Source organism: Neobacillus sp. DFD-2R, from assembly GCF_057747865.1.
In genome coordinates, this window is sequence record NZ_CM173228.1 from 2,252,454 (window position 1) to 2,269,906 (window position 17,453).

The 17,453-nt window shown below is 39.2% G+C and carries 13 protein-coding genes and 1 pseudogene; 13 read left to right on the forward strand and 1 reads right to left on the reverse strand.

Annotated features, from left to right (window positions below):
* On the reverse strand, positions 1–1,815 hold the full coding sequence (locus AC3ANV_RS11340; RefSeq protein WP_488313687.1) for a helix-turn-helix domain-containing protein: 1,815 nt from the start codon (positions 1,813–1,815) through the stop codon (positions 1–3).
* Positions 1,816–2,200: 385 nt separating this feature from the next.
* Here AC3ANV_RS11340 and AC3ANV_RS11345 point away from each other — a divergent pair, with 385 nt between their 5' ends.
* The 13 genes and pseudogenes from AC3ANV_RS11345 to AC3ANV_RS11405 all read left to right on the forward strand — a co-directional run bounded on the left by AC3ANV_RS11345 (position 2,201) and on the right by AC3ANV_RS11405 (position 17,384).
* Positions 2,201–3,340, forward strand: coding sequence for an acyl-CoA dehydrogenase (locus AC3ANV_RS11345; RefSeq protein ID WP_488313688.1), 1,140 nt, complete (start codon positions 2,201–2,203; stop codon positions 3,338–3,340).
* 46 nt (positions 3,341–3,386) lie between these two features.
* Positions 3,387–5,354, forward strand: a complete 1,968-nt coding sequence (locus tag AC3ANV_RS11350) for an acetate--CoA ligase (RefSeq protein WP_488313689.1) — start codon at positions 3,387–3,389, stop codon at positions 5,352–5,354.
* Between the two features lie 158 nt (positions 5,355–5,512).
* Complete coding sequence (gene accC / locus AC3ANV_RS11355) at positions 5,513–6,874, forward strand: acetyl-CoA carboxylase biotin carboxylase subunit (protein WP_488313690.1); 1,362 nt, start codon at positions 5,513–5,515, stop codon at positions 6,872–6,874.
* Between the two features lie 15 nt (positions 6,875–6,889).
* A complete protein-coding gene (locus AC3ANV_RS11360) occupies positions 6,890–7,102 on the forward strand; it encodes an acetyl-CoA carboxylase biotin carboxyl carrier protein subunit (RefSeq protein ID WP_488313691.1) in 213 nt (70 codons plus the stop codon).
* Positions 7,103–7,123: 21 nt separating this feature from the next.
* Positions 7,124–8,044 carry a hydroxymethylglutaryl-CoA lyase gene (locus AC3ANV_RS11365; RefSeq protein WP_488313692.1) on the forward strand — a complete coding sequence of 307 codons (921 nt, stop codon included), beginning with the start codon at positions 7,124–7,126 and terminating at the stop codon, positions 8,042–8,044.
* Between the two features lie 10 nt (positions 8,045–8,054).
* Complete coding sequence (locus AC3ANV_RS11370; RefSeq protein WP_488313693.1) at positions 8,055–8,837, forward strand: enoyl-CoA hydratase; 783 nt, start codon at positions 8,055–8,057, stop codon at positions 8,835–8,837.
* A 24-nt stretch (positions 8,838–8,861) separates the two neighbouring features.
* Positions 8,862–10,406, forward strand: coding sequence for an acyl-CoA carboxylase subunit beta (locus AC3ANV_RS11375; protein ID WP_488313694.1), 1,545 nt, complete (start codon positions 8,862–8,864; stop codon positions 10,404–10,406).
* 32 nt (positions 10,407–10,438) lie between these two features.
* The gene (locus tag AC3ANV_RS11380; protein WP_488313695.1) at positions 10,439–11,140 is read left to right on the forward strand and encodes a CoA transferase subunit A; all 702 of its coding nucleotides are present in this window, start codon (positions 10,439–10,441) and stop codon (positions 11,138–11,140) included.
* A gap of 27 nt (positions 11,141–11,167) precedes the next feature.
* On the forward strand, positions 11,168–11,818 hold the full coding sequence (locus tag AC3ANV_RS11385; RefSeq protein WP_488313696.1) for a 3-oxoacid CoA-transferase subunit B: 651 nt from the start codon (positions 11,168–11,170) through the stop codon (positions 11,816–11,818).
* A 598-nt stretch (positions 11,819–12,416) separates the two neighbouring features.
* Positions 12,417–14,597, forward strand: a complete 2,181-nt coding sequence (locus AC3ANV_RS11390) for a transglycosylase domain-containing protein (protein WP_488313697.1) — start codon at positions 12,417–12,419, stop codon at positions 14,595–14,597.
* Between the two features lie 118 nt (positions 14,598–14,715).
* Positions 14,716–15,062 (forward strand): annotated as a pseudogene (locus AC3ANV_RS11395) (tryptophan 2,3-dioxygenase family protein); the annotation flags it as partial.
* 451 nt (positions 15,063–15,513) lie between these two features.
* Entirely contained in the window at positions 15,514–16,023 is a 510-nt protein-coding gene (locus AC3ANV_RS11400) for a hypothetical protein (protein ID WP_488313698.1), read from the forward strand.
* A complete protein-coding gene (locus AC3ANV_RS11405; protein WP_488313699.1) occupies positions 16,023–17,384 on the forward strand; it encodes a DUF6056 family protein in 1,362 nt (453 codons plus the stop codon). Before AC3ANV_RS11400 ends, AC3ANV_RS11405 begins: the two co-directional genes overlap by 1 nt.
* The last annotated feature ends 69 nt before the right edge of the window (positions 17,385–17,453 follow it).

Sequence of the window (17,453 nt, forward strand, 5' to 3'; positions counted from 1 at the left end):
TCAATCTATTGGATGTTTTTTTACATACTTGAACATACTTACTGCTAAATGAATGTTGAGTAATTGATTGCTATCTGTTAAATTAACAGAGAGGATTTCTTCAATCCTTTTTAATCGATAGTTTAAAGTATTTATGTGCACATGCAAGGCATCTGCTGTTCTCTTTACATTTTGATTCCCCTCCAGATACACACAAAGTGTCTTAAGAAGTTCTCCTTTTCGTGAGTTTTCATAGTCAATAAGGGGACCTAACACTTCATTGATAAAATCAATCACCTCATCCTCCGGATTTTGCAGGATGAACCTTTGTATCCCAAGGTCTGTATAACTGACTATTGAATTTTCCCAATTAATACGTTGAATGAATTTCAAACATTTTTCTGCTTCTTGAAGGGATTTATGTACATTAAGTAACCCTTGTTTGACTCTCCCAATTCCAAAAGCAACCTCAACCTCCCACTTTCTGGACATCATTTCGTGCTGAATCCACTTCGCTCTTTCTTTTATACGAGAAACGATCAAGGTGAAGGCAATATTGGATTGATAGGAAAGAAGAACGACGATTTGATGATGAAGCCTTACTGTCATGCCTTGGGTGGATTGCTCCAAAAAAGCCTGATTTGTAATTTGAATCATTTTTCTTATCAGACCATCTTTAGGATGGAACTTATTATTAGAGTTCGTGGAAAATTCAATAATGATAGCGATGTAGTTTCGTGCAGGATTTAAATCCAGACTTTTTGCCTTTTGTATAAGGACATCATCCATATGCTCTGAAAAGATTCTGGTTACGAATTCACCTTTCAATCGTTGTTGCGTGTCAAATAAAGTCTGTTCTTTAAAAAGTTCCAATGAAAGGACGGTACAAGCATGTTCAAGCGCCGCAATATCCACATCAGCCATTTTTTTAGTAGAAAGGATAATCAATAAACCAAGAAAATTAGGTTTAGATCCAAGAGGCAAGCTGACCAAATGGCAAGGGACTCCATCTATTTCCATTTCTTTCACAGTTAGGGAATTTTCCGGTGATTTCAAAAACACACCAGCCTGTTGTTTTACAAACTTAAAGGTCTCGTTTGAAAAGGCCGGATCATAAGAGGATGCCATCAGCTCTCCCAAATCATCAAATAGAAACGTGTTTTGCCCAATCCATTGATGAATGTACTGTAAAATGGAATGAAGATCCTCTCCTTGGAGGACAAGATTCGCCAAGGTTCTGTGAGCTTCAATCGAATCCGAAAGGTTATTGACGGTCGCCTCTTTTTCCTTGTAGAGGCTTGATCTTTCTAAAGCGACTGCTGCTTGATGACAAATTGCCTCTAATAGATGAATATCTTCAGGCTTAAAGTTTGTAGCCTGTTGGAAAGAATCCAAGGTAAATACCCCAATGCACTTACCTTTCAATAAAATTGGGGAAGAAATAACCGTTGAAAAACTAAAATTCTTAGGAATAGATCTCCTTAATAACTCAGAGTTTTGTGAAGATAATGATGTTAATGCTTTTTTTATTTCTTTCTCATTGGAAAATATCAAAGAATTTCGGGCTTCAAAGGTTTTGCCTGTCATCGATTCACCGGGTTTGAGCCGGATCTGTTGAAAAATCTTTGGGTAAAACACTCCCTGTGCGGATTGTGCGATCAGGCAATCCTGTTTTTTATCATATAACCATAATGAGCCGCCTTCTGCAGCTTCAACAACAGAGATAGTTTCACTCATAATTAATTCAATAATGGTGTCAATATCAATGGATGTATTTAGAACATTGGAAATATGTATTAAGGACTGAAGCTGGCGATGTGTTAATGTATCTTCCATTTTGGCCCTCCTTAAAAATTAGTAAATTACTAACTTAAATCCTATAACAACAGCAAATTGGTCGAAATTAACAAATAAAGATTTTAATAAAATTGAAAACGTTTGCAATATTCGTGTTAAATCTACTATCTTTTCCTAACAAAAAGCAAAATAAACAAGTATCTATGTAGAATTATAGAAAAACTTGAAAAACTTATCAATTATTCTTTTTGTGTAAAACCTACAAAATTTTTCTATTCATTTTTATGAAGATAGACATAGTATTTTGAAATAATATAGTTATAATTATTAGAAGATTTAGTAATATTTAAAAAATTCATCTTAGAAACAATCAGAACGGTATCAAAATGTAGTTCGATTAAAACATGAGAGGATTGACACTAATATGAATTTTGATTTAACAGAAGAACAGTCAATGATTCGAAAATTAATCCGTGATTTTGCAGAAGCAGAAGTAGCCCCGGGGGCAGATGATCGAGACAGGAAAGGGGAATTTCCAAAGGAAATTTTCGATAAGCTAGCGAAGTTAGGAATCATGGGTCTGCCGTTTCCTGAACAGTATGGCGGTGGAGGAGCGGATACCGTCAGTTTTGCTATTGCAGTTGAGGAATTAAGCCGTGTCTGTGGATCTACTGGAATCACTTACTCTGCGCATATTTCCTTAGGCGGTGCACCGATCAATTTATTTGGGACTCATGATCAAAAAGTTAAATATTTGACACCACTTTGTACTGGGGAATATTTGGGTGCTTTTGGTCTGACAGAGCCGAATGCCGGGTCTGATGCCGGAGGAACTCAAACGACAGCAACCTTAAATGGCGACAAGTGGTCCATTTCCGGTTCCAAATGTTTTATTACAAATGCAAGCTACGCTAAAAATCTTGCGATTACAGCCGTAACCGACCGCTCGAAAGGAACCAATGGAATTAGTGCCTTTATGGTATCAACGGAGGCTCCAGGATTTACAGTCATTAGCAATTATGAAAAGATGGGCCTTCATGCATCGAATACAACCGAGTTAATACTTGAAAATGTAAGCGTATCCAAAGACGATTTATTAGGCGTTGAAGGAAATGGATTTAAACAGTTCTTGGCTACTCTTGACGGAGGCCGGATCGGTATTGGTGCAATGGCTGTTGGGATTGCTCAAGGCGCCTATGAGAAAGCGCTTCAATATGCTAAAGAAAGAAAACAATTCGGCCAAAGCATATCGAAGTTTCAAGCGATTCAGTTCAAACTGGCAGATATGGCTATGAACATTGAAGTAGCCCGAAACATGGTGTATAAAGCAGCATGGTTAAAGGATCAAGGGAAGAAATTTAAAAAGGAAGCGGCTATGGCCAAATTATTTGCATCGGAAATCTGTATGCGGGTTTGTGATCAAGCTGTTCAAATCCATGGCGGCTATGGGTATATGAAGGAGTATCAGGTGGAACGTTTCTTCCGTGACGCGAAACTCTTGGAAATTGGAGAAGGAACATCTGAAGTTCAACGAATGGTCATTGCTAAACAAATTGGATGTTAAAGAATTTTTATGATGATTAAATAAAAATTGTTAAAGGAGCCATTACATGGATATCAGTGGAATTTTACAAGTAGTTTCAAAAAGCAAACTCGTTTATCCGGAAGAAGAAAAAGTGCGTTCAACCTCCATTGGAAGCAGCGAAGCTTTTCAAGAACTTCTTAAACAATCCCAAGAAGACCCTGCTGCCTTTTGGGATCAAGCCGCCCGTGAACTTGTTTGGTATGAACCATGGAATGAAACCATTAGTGGACAACTCCCTGATTTTCGCTTTTTCGTCAACGGCATTAGTAACCCGAGTGTAAATTTACTTGATCGGCATATAGAAAATGGGGCAGGAAACCGGACCGCTCTCATTTGGGAGGGTGAAAACGGGGACACCAAATTTTACACGTATAATATGCTCCTTGCTGAAGTAAATCGATTTGCGAATGTCCTTAAATCATTTGGTGTAAAAAAAGGTGATTGTGTAGCGATTTTTCTTCCAAATCTGGCCGAAGCCTTTATTGCCGTTTTAGCTTGTTTTCGAATTGGTGCTATTTACAATACGATTTTCTCAGGTTATTCCGAAAAATCATTGACCGACCGACTCATCAGCTTTGAGCCCAAAGTATTGGTCACTGCAGATGCGACTGAACGCCGGGGTAAAGTCATTCGTTTAAAAGAAAAAGTCGATCATGTTGTACCATCGATTCCATCTGTCGAAGCAGTCATTGTTGTAGACCGATTAGGTTCGGAGGTTCAAATGAAGGAAGGCCGGGATTACTGGTGGCATGAGCAGACAAAAGCGGCAAGTATCGTTTGTGAACCTGAGAGAATAGAAGCGAATGAGAGCGGTATTGTGTTTTATACAAGTGGTACGACAGGTAAACCAAAAGGTGTCGTGCATTCCGGCATGGCTTTTGTCATTCAAAATTACACATATGCCAAGTATCATATGGATCATCATCATGACGATGTTTTCTGGTGTACCGCGGATATCGGCTGGTTAACCATGCATATTTGGGGAATTACAGGTGCCTTAGCGAATGGTGTAACAACCGTAGTCTTAGAAGGGGCCGTTGATTATCCATCAAAGGATCGTTTTTATCAAATTATTGAAAAATACAGGGTGAATAAACTGTTTACTGCCCCAACAGCATTAAGAATGCTAAAAAGTATGGGAGAAAAGGCATTTGAGAAATTTGATTTATCATGTCTAGATGTCATTTCCCTTGTTGGAGAACCTTTCGATCCGGAAACCTGGCATTGGACATATGAAGTTTTAGGAAAGAAGAAGCTATATCTCAATAATACTTGGGGTCAAACTGAAACAGCGGGATCGCCTATCGCTGGGGCAGCTTGGCTGACGCCAATGAAACCGGGCTCCTCAGGTACGGCATTTTTAGGTGCGGTTATGGATATAGTTGATCAAGAAGGCAATCCGGTTAAACCTTGTAAGTTAGGAAATCTGGTTATTAGAAAACCATTTCCTATGCTATGCCGCACACTTTGGAAAGAACCGGAGCGATATTACGCTTCCTATTTTAGCCAAGTGGATGGCTGCTATTATGCCAGCGACTTGGCATTAATAGATGATGACGGATATTTATGGGTAGTTGGCCGCTCTGATGACGCGTTTAATGTAGCCGGACACCGTTTAAGTACAATGGAGATGGAAAGCGCTGTACTAGAGTGCGAGGGTGTTGCTGAAAGCGCCATTATTGGAATCCCTGATGAAATTAAAGGAGAAGTTCCGCTCGTATTTGTCCGTCTGGCTGATGGCTATAAAGGAACGGAAGAATTGAAACAACAAATAAATAATCGGATTATACAACAAATTGGTAAGATTGCAGCACCCAAATCAATTATTTTTACTGATATGTTGCCAAAAACAGTCAGCGGAAAAATCATGCGCCGCTTGTTGAAGGAAATCGTCGTATCAGGAAAGGTTAACGGTGACATTACAGGACTAGAAGATCCGGCGAGCGTTGCACAAATACAAAAAATAGTGGCTGAAAAATCATCAGTTAAATAATCATTAATTAGAGCCAGTCATTTGTCAGGAAAATGATCGGCAATGACTGGTTCCAATATACTAGATTAGTAATTAAAGATAAACGTAAGAATATTGCAAAATTAATGATTAGATTTTTACATATCTCCTTAAAACGATGTTAGAAAGGGTGGAAAGGTATGTTCAAAAAAGTTTTAATTGCAAACCGCGGAGAGATTGCCGGACGAGTGATCCGAACGTGTAAAGCACTGGGGATCCAGACGGTTGCGGTATACTCAGAAGCAGATAAGGATGCACTACATGTGAAGGCTGCCGATGAAGCTTACTTACTAGGGGAAGCAAAGGTATCAGAAAGCTACTTGAATATCGATAAAATTCTTGAAATCGCCCGCAATACCGGGGCAGAGGCTGTTCACCCCGGATACGGACTTCTTTCGGAGAATGCTGAATTTGCCCGTCGGTGCGAGGTAGAAGGCATTGTTTTTATTGGCCCGTCTCCCGATGTTATTTCCAAAATGGGCAGCAAAATTAAGGCAAGAAAATTAATGGAGCAGGCAGGAGTACCTGTTGTGCCAGGGATTACCTACCCACTAGCAGATGTGGAGGAAGCAATAGAAATAGCGGGGAAAATTGGCTATCCGATTATGTTGAAGGCTTCAGCAGGCGGCGGTGGCATTGGGATGCAAATCGTCCGAAGTGATGATGAACTTAGAAAAGCATTTGAAGGCAATCAGAAACGCGCTGTCAGTTTTTTTGGCAATGGAGAAATGTTTATTGAAAAATATGTGGAAAACCCTCGGCATATTGAAATTCAAATTTTAGCTGATTCAGACGGGAATACCGTTTATTTATGGGAACGTGAATGTTCCATTCAACGACGCCATCAAAAAGTAGTTGAAGAGGCTCCGTCACCATTTTTAGATGAAGCTACCCGCAGTAAGATGGGAGAAGCTGCCGTTAAAGCTGCCAAATCAATCGGTTATAAAAATGCAGGTACGATCGAATTTTTAGTCGATGAGCATAAAAATTTCTATTTTTTAGAAGTGAATACCCGTCTGCAAGTGGAACACCCCGTAACTGAGGAAATTACAGGGCTGGACCTAGTTGCCGAGCAGCTTCGGATTGCCCGCGGCGAGTCCCTAACGTTTAAACAATCTGATGTTAAACGTGATGGGCATGCGATTGAAGTACGAATCTATGCGGAGGATCCGAAAACATTCTTTCCTTCTCCAGGAAAAATTACAAAATTGGTTTTACCGGAGGGCCCTGGGATTCGTCATGAATTAGGAGTGAGCGAACATTCGGTCGTTACACCCTTTTACGACCCGATGATTGCTAAACTTGTCGTTAAGGGGAAGGATCGTGATGCGGCAATTGGCATTCTAAAGAATGCGTTAGCCCATTATGAAGTCCAGGGAATTAAAACAAATATACCGATGCTCCAACAAGTTGTCGAGCACGAAGCCTACGTTTCAGGTGATACGACAACGAACTTTGTAGAAAAGCATCTTCTGGAATCAAACAAAAAAGTAATGAAATAAGTGGAGGTTTTATTAATGAATAAAATTGTTGCAGTAATGGCAGGAAATGTCTGGAAAGTCTTAGTTCAACCCGGTGACCAGGTAGAGGAAGGACAGGATGTCATCATTTTGGAATCGATGAAAATGGAAATTCCCATTACCGCTGAATTCTCCGGCACGGTTAAGGAAGTAAAAGTAAATGAAGGCGACTTTGTAAATGAAGAAGATCTCTTAGTCGAAATGGAATAAACCTTCAAAGGAGCTGAAAACATGAACTGGCCAACGAATGTAACCATTAAAGAAGTTGGACCAAGAGATGGGCTGCAAAATGAGCAGACATTTCTTTCCGTTGAGGATAAAATCAACTGGATTAATCAATTGTCTCATACAGGTCTTCAACATATCGAAATTACTTCGTTTGTAAATCCCAAGTGGATTCCGGCACTCGCCGATTCCCTTGAGGTGGCAAAAGGAATCGAACGCTTGCCAGGCATCACTTATACAGCGCTTGTCCCAAACCGTCAAGGGCTGGAGAGGGCGTTTGAAGGCAGCGTGGATGAAGTCGCGGTATTTATGTCAGCCAGTGAGACACATAATCAAAAAAATATCAATAAATCCATTGAGGAAGCCTTTCCTGTTTTAAGAGAAGTCGTCCTTGATGCATTATCGGCCGGAAAGTCTGTCCGCGGCTATGTTTCAACTGTGTTCGGATGCCCGTATGAAGGGCAGGTGTCAGTCGAAAATGTGATTCAAGTGGCTGAACATTTATTTGAAATGGGCATCCAGGAATTATCATTGGGTGATACCATTGGAGTTGCCAATCCCAAGCAAGTTCAAGATGTGTTAACGATACTCTTAAAACGATTTCCAATTGAAAAGCTGGCACTCCACTTTCACGATACGCACGGGACTGCATTAGCAAATATTCTCGCGTCATTAGACATGGGGATCACAATCTTTGACTCTTCTACTGGTGGATTAGGAGGTTGTCCTTATGCCCCTGGCGCTTCCGGAAATGTGGCAACAGAAGATGTTCTATATATGCTGAATAACATGGGAATTTATACAGGAGTTAATTTGGAAAAACAGCTTAGCGCCGGATACTTTATTCAAGAAAAAATAGGAAGAACACTCCCTAGCAGAAATCTTCAAGCATGTAATAGCAATTCAACCATTCCACATAAAAAATGAGGTGAAATAAATGGATCAAGCCGTGCTGGTTTCAACAAAAGAGAATGGAATTATGGTTATTACATTGAATCGCCCTAATGCTGCAAATGCACTATCTGTAAAAGTTCTGGAAGAACTTAAAAACGTCATTGATACCTGTAAATTTGATCCCTCCGTTCGTTGTTTGGTCATAACAGGAGCTGGAGAGAAAGCTTTTTGTGCCGGGGCAGATTTAAAAGAACGTGCTGGAATGGATCCGCAGATGGTAAGGAAAACCGTTTCCTTGATTCGGGAGTGCATCAACAATCTGGAAACTTTACCCCAACCAGTCATTGCTGCCGTAAATGGGGCTGCATTTGGAGGGGGAACTGAATTGGCCTTGGCCTGTGATATTCGTGTGGCTTCAGAAAAAGCAAAATTTGGTCTTACTGAGACTTCGCTCGGAATCATCCCTGGTGCTGGCGGCACACAGCGTCTCCCAAGGCTGGTAGGAAAAGGAAGAGCGAAAGAGCTTATTTTTACAGCAAGACGAATTGACGCTGTAGAAGCAAAGGAAATTGGTTTAGTTGAATTTGTTGAATCTCCGGAATCGCTGTTAGAAAAGGCACTTGAAATTGCAGGCAAGATTGTTCAAAATGCGCCGATTGCCGTCAGGCAGGCCAAATTTGCCATTGAAAAAGGATTTGATGTCGATTTAACCACAGGGCTTGCGATTGAACAAAATGCCTATGAAGTCACGATTCCGACGAAGGATCGTTTGGAAGGACTTCAGGCTTTTAAAGAAAAGCGCAAACCTGTCTATAAAGGGGAGTAACATCAATAGAAGGAGGAAAACTTCATGACCATAGAAGTTCAAACAAAGGAGCTAACATTTCAAGAACGGGTTGAACGGATTTATAAAGGCGGTGCTCCAAAATATCACGAAAAAAACAGCGAGCAAGGAAAGCTATTTGTTCGTGACCGTTTAAAGCTATTGTTGGATCCAGATTCAGAACTCGAGGATGCATTATTTGCTAATTGTCTTGCAGAGGATCTTCCGGCTGATGGTGTTGTCACGGCCATTGGAAAAATAAATGGCAAGACCGTTTGCGTAATGGCAAACGATTCAACGATTAAAGCCGGTTCCTGGGGATCACGGACAGTTGAAAAAATCATTCGTATTCAAGAAACAGCCGAAAAGCTGAGAGTACCCTTGATTTATCTCGTCGATTCCGCCGGGGCCCGGATTACCGATCAAGTTGAAATGTTTCCTGGGCGCCGCGGAGCAGGCAGGATTTTTTACAATCAGGTGAAATTATCCGGAAAAATTCCGCAGGTGTGTATTTTGTTCGGACCTTCTGCTGCGGGTGGAGCGTACATCCCGGCATTTTGTGACATTGTTATCATGGTCGATAAAAATTCCTCCATGTATCTTGGTTCTCCACGAATGGCGGAAATGGTAATCGGTGAAAAAGTAACGCTGGAAGAAATGGGCGGTGCACGAATGCACTGTTCGGTTTCAGGCTGCGGAGATGTTTTGGCTAAAAATGAAGAAGACGCTATTGCCATGGCACGAAAATACCTCTCGTATTTTCCAGCTAATTTCACGGAAAAGCCGCAGAGCCAAGAAGCATTGCCGCCTAAGTCATTCGAAAAAACGATCGAGGAACTAATTCCTGAAAACCAGAATACACCTTTTAACATGTATGATTTGATTGACCGAATTATTGATGAAGGCTCCTTTTTTGAAATCAAGAAGCTTTTCGCTGCTGAACTGATTACAGCCCTTTCCCGTATTAATGGAAAACCAATCGGTATTATTGCAAACCAGCCGCGATTTAAAGGTGGAGTTTTGTTCCATGATTCGGCAGATAAAGCAGCTAAGTTTATTAATCTATGCGATGCCTTCCATATTCCGATCCTATTCCTTGTGGATGTCCCCGGGTTTATGATTGGGACAAAGGTTGAGCGGGCAGGTATTATCCGTCATGGTGCAAAAATGATTTCGGCCATGGCAGAAGCAACCGTGCCGAAAATTTCCGTCATCGTTCGTAAAGCTTATGGAGCAGGTCTCTATGCCATGGCAGGCCCGGCATTTGAACCGGATTGCTGCCTTGCTTTACCTACCGCACAAATTGCTGTTATGGGGCCGGAGGCTGCTGTTAACGCTGTCTATTCAAATAGAATTGAGCAATTGCCTGATGACGAGAAGGCAGCATTTGTTGAACAAAAACGTGAGGAATATACGAAAGATATTGATATTTTTCGCTTAGCTTCCGAGATGATTATCGATGGGATTATTCCCGCGAATTCCCTGCGTCAGGAGCTGGCCAATCGTTTTGAAGCGTATTCCTCAAAATATACTAGTTTTTCTGAACGAAAACACCCGGTCTATCCTGTTTAAATAGAATAAAACTTTTAAAGGGGGCTATTTCATTGAAGAATGGGAAAATCATAGATTCTTTTACGGAAGCCATTCATGATATTCCAGATGGAGCGACCATCATTGTTGGAGGCTTTGGATTGTGCGGAATTCCTGAAAAGGCCATCATTGCATTACGGGATAAAGGAACAAAGGATTTAACCATCGTAAGCAATAATTGCGGGGTGGATGATTGGGGACTTGGTCTATTATTGGCCAACAAGCAAATTAAGAAGATGATTTCCTCCTATGTGGGTGAAAATAAGATTTTCGAACAACAGTTTTTAAGCGGGGAACTGGAAGTAGAATTGGTTCCACAAGGTACATTAGCTGAACGGATCCGTGCGGGAGGCGCTGGAATTCCTGGGTTTTACACAGCTACAGGCGTAGGAACTGCCATTGCCGAAGGAAAGGAACACAAAGTATTCAACGGAAGAACCTATATCTTGGAAGAGGGAATCGTTGGAGACTTTGCTCTGGTTAAAGCCTGGAAGGCGGACCCGCTCGGAAATCTGATTTACCGTAAAACTGCCCGTAACTTTAATCCTTTAGCGGCAATGGCCGGAAAGATTACGATTGCTGAAGTAGAAGAGATAAAAGGACTTGGTGAGTTGAATCCTGATGAAGTTCATACCCCTGGTATTTATGTTCAACGCCTGTTACTCGGTGAAAACTATGAAAAGAGAATTGAAAAGCGGACAGTCCTGCAAGCATAGCCCAATGGGAGGAAAGGAGGAAATATCATGAGTAATGCTCGGTCCATTATTGTTAAACGTGCTGTTAAGGAGATTAAAGACGGAATGAATGTCAATCTTGGGATTGGCATACCTACCCTAATCGCCAATGAAATTCCAAGTGAATTTAATGTTCTGCTTCAATCAGAAAACGGATTACTAGGGATAGGGCCCTATCCGTTGGAAGGCACTGAAGACCCTGATCTTATCAATGCCGGAAAAGAAACCGTTACCGCTCTCAAAGGGTCATCCTTTTTTGACAGTGCCGAATCCTTTGCGATGATTCGCGGTGGACACATCGATCTCGCTATCTTAGGCGGTATGGAAGTTTCTGAACAAGGAGACTTGGCCAATTGGATGATTCCGGGGAAGATGGTCAAAGGAATGGGAGGCGCCATGGACTTAGTTAATGGAGCCAAACGGGTAATCGTCATCATGGAACATGCCAATAAAAAAGGGGAATCCAAAGTAAAAAAAGAATGTTCACTCCCTTTAACAGGTAAACAAGTGGTCCACCGATTAATTACTGATTTAGCTGTTTTTGATTTTACTACAGAAGGAATGGTCCTAATCGAGACACAAGAGGGCATAACGGTAGAAGACGTAATCAAAAATACGGAAGCAACTTTCACAGTAAGCAGGGAATTAATAGTAAAATAAGATGTATACGTCAGATAATAGATAACTGGATTATGAAACCCTGATGGCCTCCTTTTACCTTTCATGGTAAGAGGAGGTTTGTGCCGGAAGTGGATATTTAAATAAGAAAAACAATTGATTTTAAATAAATATTGACATAAGATTTATAATATTAATCCGCACATTGAATGAATCCTTAGTGCGGATATTTGTTTTGTACAGAAATCTATCACTATTTGCGTCCTCCAAAAAAATTATTTTTATGAAACACCCCCCTTAAAAATAAATTCCCTTACGAACAAATATAAATGTACCGATTTATGGAGTGAGAAAAATGAAATTTTCTATACACGATTTTCTATATATTTTTTTAGGCTTTGTCTTTGGAATTTATGAAATATTTATAGATAACACACCTAGGCTTTATACAAAAATAGTAGGAATACTATCGCTCATTTTAGCAATCTGGATCCTTGTTTCATGTCTAACTACTAAAGACAAAACTAAGCGATAAGTGCTATTAGTAAAAAAATCATCCTAATCATGCAGTGATGGATGATATGAATAGCTTCTTACTTAACATCAACTTTGAGTAACTTAAACATGGGGGAGAAGATGAATGTCAGAAGAAACATATCGTTATCGTCAGGAACGAAGAGAAGCGGAAAAGGCAAAAGAACAACAACAAAGGGGTAAAAAATCGCCCAAAAAAGGTTCCCTCTTGAGAAAAGTTTTACTTGTCTGCTTGCTGCTTGGAGTCGTTTCTGTAGGAGCCGGGGCCATTACCTTCGCAGCAATGATTAAAGGTGTACCCCAACTGGATTCGTCAAAACTAATAGATCCACTTTCGACGAAATTTTATGATAAAAACGGAAATTTTCTTTATGAATACGGCAAGGAAAAGCGGACGAAAATTAATTATGATCAAGTTCCAAAGGTGTTGGAACACGCCTTTATTGCTACGGAAGACGCACATTTTTATGAGCACCATGGAATCGACCTAAAAGGGACAGCTAGAGCCATTATCGAAAATATTTTCGGAGGCTTTGGATCACAGGGCGGAAGTACGATTACACAGCAGGTGATTAAGAACTCATTTTTGACTCCGCAGAAAACATTACAACGGAAAGTGCAGGAATGGGACTTAGCGTATCAGCTGGAGCAAAAATATTCCAAGCAGGAAATTTTAATGATGTATTTAAACAAAATCTACCTTGGCAACCGGTCTTACGGAGTGGCGGCTGCAGCGAAGAATTACTACGGAATTGAAGCAAATGATTTGAAAAAATTGACGCTGCCTGAGGCTGCGATGTTAGCCGGGCTGCCGCAGAGTCCAAATAATTACGATCCGTCCAAACCGGAAAACAAAGAAGCAGCCACAAAGCGCCGGAATCTTGTTTTGAGTTCAATGCATAAACAAGGTTATATAACAGAACAACAAATGCAGGAAGCAATGAAAGTCCCGGTAACAGAGGGCATTGTTCCGAAAAATAAGCAGCAAGGTATGCCGGATGAAGCGTTTTTGGATGCGGCTGTGAAAGAAGTGGAAGGAAAACTTAAAGATATAGACATCGGCACTGATGGATTATCTATTTACACCACTTTGGATCCAAACGCACAGGATTATGCAGATAAAATGTTGAACACAAATAATATTATTGCATATCCGAATTCCAGTTTTCAGGGAGCCTTTGTATTTTTAGATACAAAAACAGGTGAAGTTCGAGCGATTGGAAGCGGGAGAAACGACTATAAGGCAGCATTTCGAGGAAATAACTTTGCGATTGATATCAATCGTCAACCGGGATCTTCCTTTAAACCGATTTTTGATTATGGTCCTGCGATTGAAAATTTAAAATGGTCAACCGCTCATCTAATTAATGACCAGGAGACAACCTATTCAAACGGTCAACCGATTTCAAACTGGGATCATCAATATCACGGGATGTTGTCGATTCGGACGGCACTGCAAAACTCTTATAATATCCCTGCTCTTTTAACGCTCCGAGAGGTAGGAATGGATAAGGCAAAAAACTTTGCTGAACAGCTCGGTATTACTTTTGCTAACAACCAAGTATATGAATCGTACGCGATTGGAAGCAATACTGTTAATCCGTTAGCGATGGCAGGAGCATACAGTGCCTTTGGAAATAACGGAATATATAATAAACCGCATTTTATCCAAAAAGTTGTTTACCCTGATGGTAAAGTGGTTAGTTTTGCACCAAAACCAAAACGGGTGATGAGGGATTACACTGCCTATATGGTGACTGATATGTTACGGACTGTCGTAGACAATGGGACAGGAATAACAGCAAATGTCCCTGGGTTAGATGTTGCCGGAAAAACAGGAACAACTAATTTTGACGACAAGACTCTTAACAAATTTGGATACCCGACCGCTGCGACAAATGATAGTTGGTTCGCCGGATATACTCCTCAGTACACGATGGCTGTATGGACAGGATATTCGCAAAATGGTCCCGGTAACTACATGATTGGAAATACGACGAAAATCTCGCAGTTAATGTTTAAGGCAATGCTGCAAAAATTCGGGACAGACTCAAGTAGCTTTAAGCAGCCTAGCGATGTATACAGATTGAATAATGAGTTGTATATTAAAGGCGGAAATCCTGACGATGTTCCATATGTCCCATCAGTCCCTCAGAACGATAATGGAAATAACCAACAAGATAATGGTGAAAATCACGATAATGGGGAACAGAAATTAAAAGAAGAATTGAAACAGTTTAAGGATGAATGGAAACATAAAGAGAAAGGGAAACATAAACACGGCTAACATTATATCCCCTGGCTACTATCAATGTAGTTAGGGGATTTTTTTGCTGTTATGACATGGATATAGATGCTTTTTTATGATATATTGTCACGATTTAATAGGATCAGCACGAAGATATGTTCTTGATGTAGCCATCCACGCGCTTGTTGCCCGCGGATTACCTGGTGATCAGGAGGTCCTACATCGGGATTTGTCAAAAAATTATGAACCGAATGCTAGTGTAGAAGAAGCGTGGCTAACAATCTACCGCAATGTCGATCAATACTGGAACTTATACGAATTAGCTGAGAAGCTAGTTGATATTGGCAACCAACAGCAGTTATGGCGTTTTAATCATATGAGGACCGTGGAAAGAATTATTGGTCATAAGCAAGGGACAGGTGGTTCGTCAGGTGTGACGTATTAAAAAGAATACTGGACCACCAGTTTTTCCCGGAGCTATGGAGTTTAAGAACAAAACTTTAAATAGAAATGTACGCAGGATAAGTTAGTTCATTTTCTTTACTCAGATTTAACAATATTCATACAAAAATTAACATTATCAATTACAAGTAAATGATAGTATTAAATTATTACCGATTACAAAAATTGTAATCGGTTTTTTACTTAGTTGTTATTTTAAGTTTAGAAATTTACATTAAAGGGGATAGCCTACATGTTTAAGCTATTATTTGAAATCGGCGGTTCTATTTTTATTATTATTTTTTCATTATTTATACTAAGAAACCTAGAAGAATAAGTTCTCGAACGGAGCCTTTTATTTAATAACTGTATCTTCCTTTTTTGCCCTTACCAACTAATCAATTCGTTGATACTTTCCGATAAACAACATAAACCATATGTTATACTTAACAGGTTATTAGATATCCTATATAAAATAAATATAAAAAATAGGAAAAAGTTAAAGGGGAGTATTATGAGGAGGAAGTCGTTTATTGCACTTGGGGTTTGCATTATTATGGCCTTAGTTTTTATTTCAATTTATCATGTAAATAATAGCACCACCCATAAAATCAATCCTGAACGGTATACAACTCATTATAAAAATGATTTGAAAGTCTATATAGAATCAAGTGGCGTAATGAATCATCAACTCGTAGTATACGGATGGGCGATAAATAAAGGAGTAACCTACAAGTATACAAACTATGCTATAGGGACGTTCAAAGCAGTATATAATAACAATTTAGTCGTGTTGGTTGATCCTCAAAACAATGTGTATTCAATCCCGACAAAAGCAATCGATCGGTTAGATGTTTCAAGAAAAATGAATGACGCAATTGATTACAGAAATTGTGGATTTATAGCAAGGGCAAACATCAGCAGTTTTAAAAGTGGGCAAAAATACAGGGTTGGAGTTATTTTAACACCATTACATCAAAAACAGGGCTACCTAATAATGACAGATAAGGAGGTAGCTTTATAATGCAAAAAAATTATATCGCTAGCATAATTAAAAATGCGTATTTTCCTTTTTTTGTTTTTTTTATTTTGGCCTTAATTATGGATAGTAAAGTGACCCTTCTTCCAAATGATGATGAAGTTTTTAAAAACGCTTTTATCGATAACGGCGGCCCGATAGGTTGGTTTGCACACTATCGGCAAGTTTGGAGCGGAAGAATTGTCCCTCATTTTATATTAGTGCTGCTGTTAAACACTAACCCGATTGTATGGAAAATTTTAAACAGTTTCATGATAGTGGCAGTAGCAGCTATTATTTCAAAGTTTTCTATTAATCAGAATTGGCAATTTGATAATAGAAAAAAATATTTCATAAATGCATTAATCTGTGGCCTGTTATTTATGATTCCCAGTGATGTCATTATTCGATCAACTTTTTGGATTACAGGATCTCTTTCTTATTTGTGGCCGCTGGCTGCCATGTGGATTGTGATTTTGCTTTTTAAAAATCTTTATACAGCGGAAAAAAGCAATAGAGGCTTAATTATTTTTTCTTTCCCTTGTGCTATATTTGCTAGTTTTATCGAACAATCAGCACTTATATTGGTGTGTTTCACTATTTTCACCCTCATTTATTGTGTAGTAAAAAAAATAAAAGTAGAAATATATCATATTTTATTGGTCATATTGATTCTTGCATCTGCTATTTATTCGATGTTAGCTGTTGGTAATTCCGTTCGATATACGGCCGAAACACTTAGATGGTTTCCAAGTTTTGATATGTTTTCTACCCTGGATAAAATGTTTTTGGGGTTGAATTTTACCTTTACCCATCTTTTTTTAAGTGCAAATGTTCTCGTCGTTATCATGGCAATTTTACTATTTTGTTTAATTGCTCAAAAAACAAGAGATATTTTCACATTATTTGTTTCGTCTATACCTATTTTATATACGATCATTCATTTTTTTTCTATAGATTTCCTTTATCAATTTATAAGGGTTGATAGCAGTAGTTTCTTCTATGCAAAATCCCAATATTTGTCAACTTTTTTAGCGTTTGTAGTTATCATGCTTTTTGTATATTTATTTTTTATTGCTTTTGATAAGATAGAAAGCAGTATTTTAGTAACATTATTTTGGGGGGCTGCTATTTGTAGTTCAACGTTAATGGGATTTTCTCCTACAATTTATGCATCAGGAGATCGTGTATTTTATTTTACCGACATTTTCATAGTATTTATTATCGTTATCTCGGCTGCTCATTTGATTAAAAATTTCTCTAAATATAAAGCCCTATACACTGTATTGTCAATTGATTTTATTATGATAACTTTGTTTATCATGGCTTATTATATCAATAAAATTTTCCCGCTATATTTTAAATAAAGATAGTCTATTTGATGACATTCTTGTTAGAAATTTAATAAATCTTAAGGTGTCAGGCACCATTGAGAG

What these genes read in the sequence shown, in the direction of transcription:
- AC3ANV_RS11340 (WP_488313687.1), bottom strand. Translation starts at nt 1,815, where the DNA reads ATGGAAGATACATTAACACATCGCCAGCTTCAGTCCTTAATACATATT.
- AC3ANV_RS11345 (WP_488313688.1), top strand. Translation starts at nt 2,201, where the DNA reads ATGAATTTTGATTTAACAGAAGAACAGTCAATGATTCGAAAATTAATC.
- AC3ANV_RS11350 (WP_488313689.1), top strand. Translation starts at nt 3,387, where the DNA reads ATGGATATCAGTGGAATTTTACAAGTAGTTTCAAAAAGCAAACTCGTT.
- accC (WP_488313690.1), top strand. Translation starts at nt 5,513, where the DNA reads ATGTTCAAAAAAGTTTTAATTGCAAACCGCGGAGAGATTGCCGGACGA.
- AC3ANV_RS11360 (WP_488313691.1), top strand. Translation starts at nt 6,890, where the DNA reads ATGAATAAAATTGTTGCAGTAATGGCAGGAAATGTCTGGAAAGTCTTA.
- AC3ANV_RS11365 (WP_488313692.1), top strand. Translation starts at nt 7,124, where the DNA reads ATGAACTGGCCAACGAATGTAACCATTAAAGAAGTTGGACCAAGAGAT.
- AC3ANV_RS11370 (WP_488313693.1), top strand. Translation starts at nt 8,055, where the DNA reads ATGGATCAAGCCGTGCTGGTTTCAACAAAAGAGAATGGAATTATGGTT.
- AC3ANV_RS11375 (WP_488313694.1), top strand. Translation starts at nt 8,862, where the DNA reads ATGACCATAGAAGTTCAAACAAAGGAGCTAACATTTCAAGAACGGGTT.
- AC3ANV_RS11385 (WP_488313696.1), top strand. Translation starts at nt 11,168, where the DNA reads ATGAGTAATGCTCGGTCCATTATTGTTAAACGTGCTGTTAAGGAGATT.
- AC3ANV_RS11390 (WP_488313697.1), top strand. Translation starts at nt 12,417, where the DNA reads ATGTCAGAAGAAACATATCGTTATCGTCAGGAACGAAGAGAAGCGGAA.
- AC3ANV_RS11400 (WP_488313698.1), top strand. Translation starts at nt 15,514, where the DNA reads ATGAGGAGGAAGTCGTTTATTGCACTTGGGGTTTGCATTATTATGGCC.
- AC3ANV_RS11405 (WP_488313699.1), top strand. Translation starts at nt 16,023, where the DNA reads ATGCAAAAAAATTATATCGCTAGCATAATTAAAAATGCGTATTTTCCT.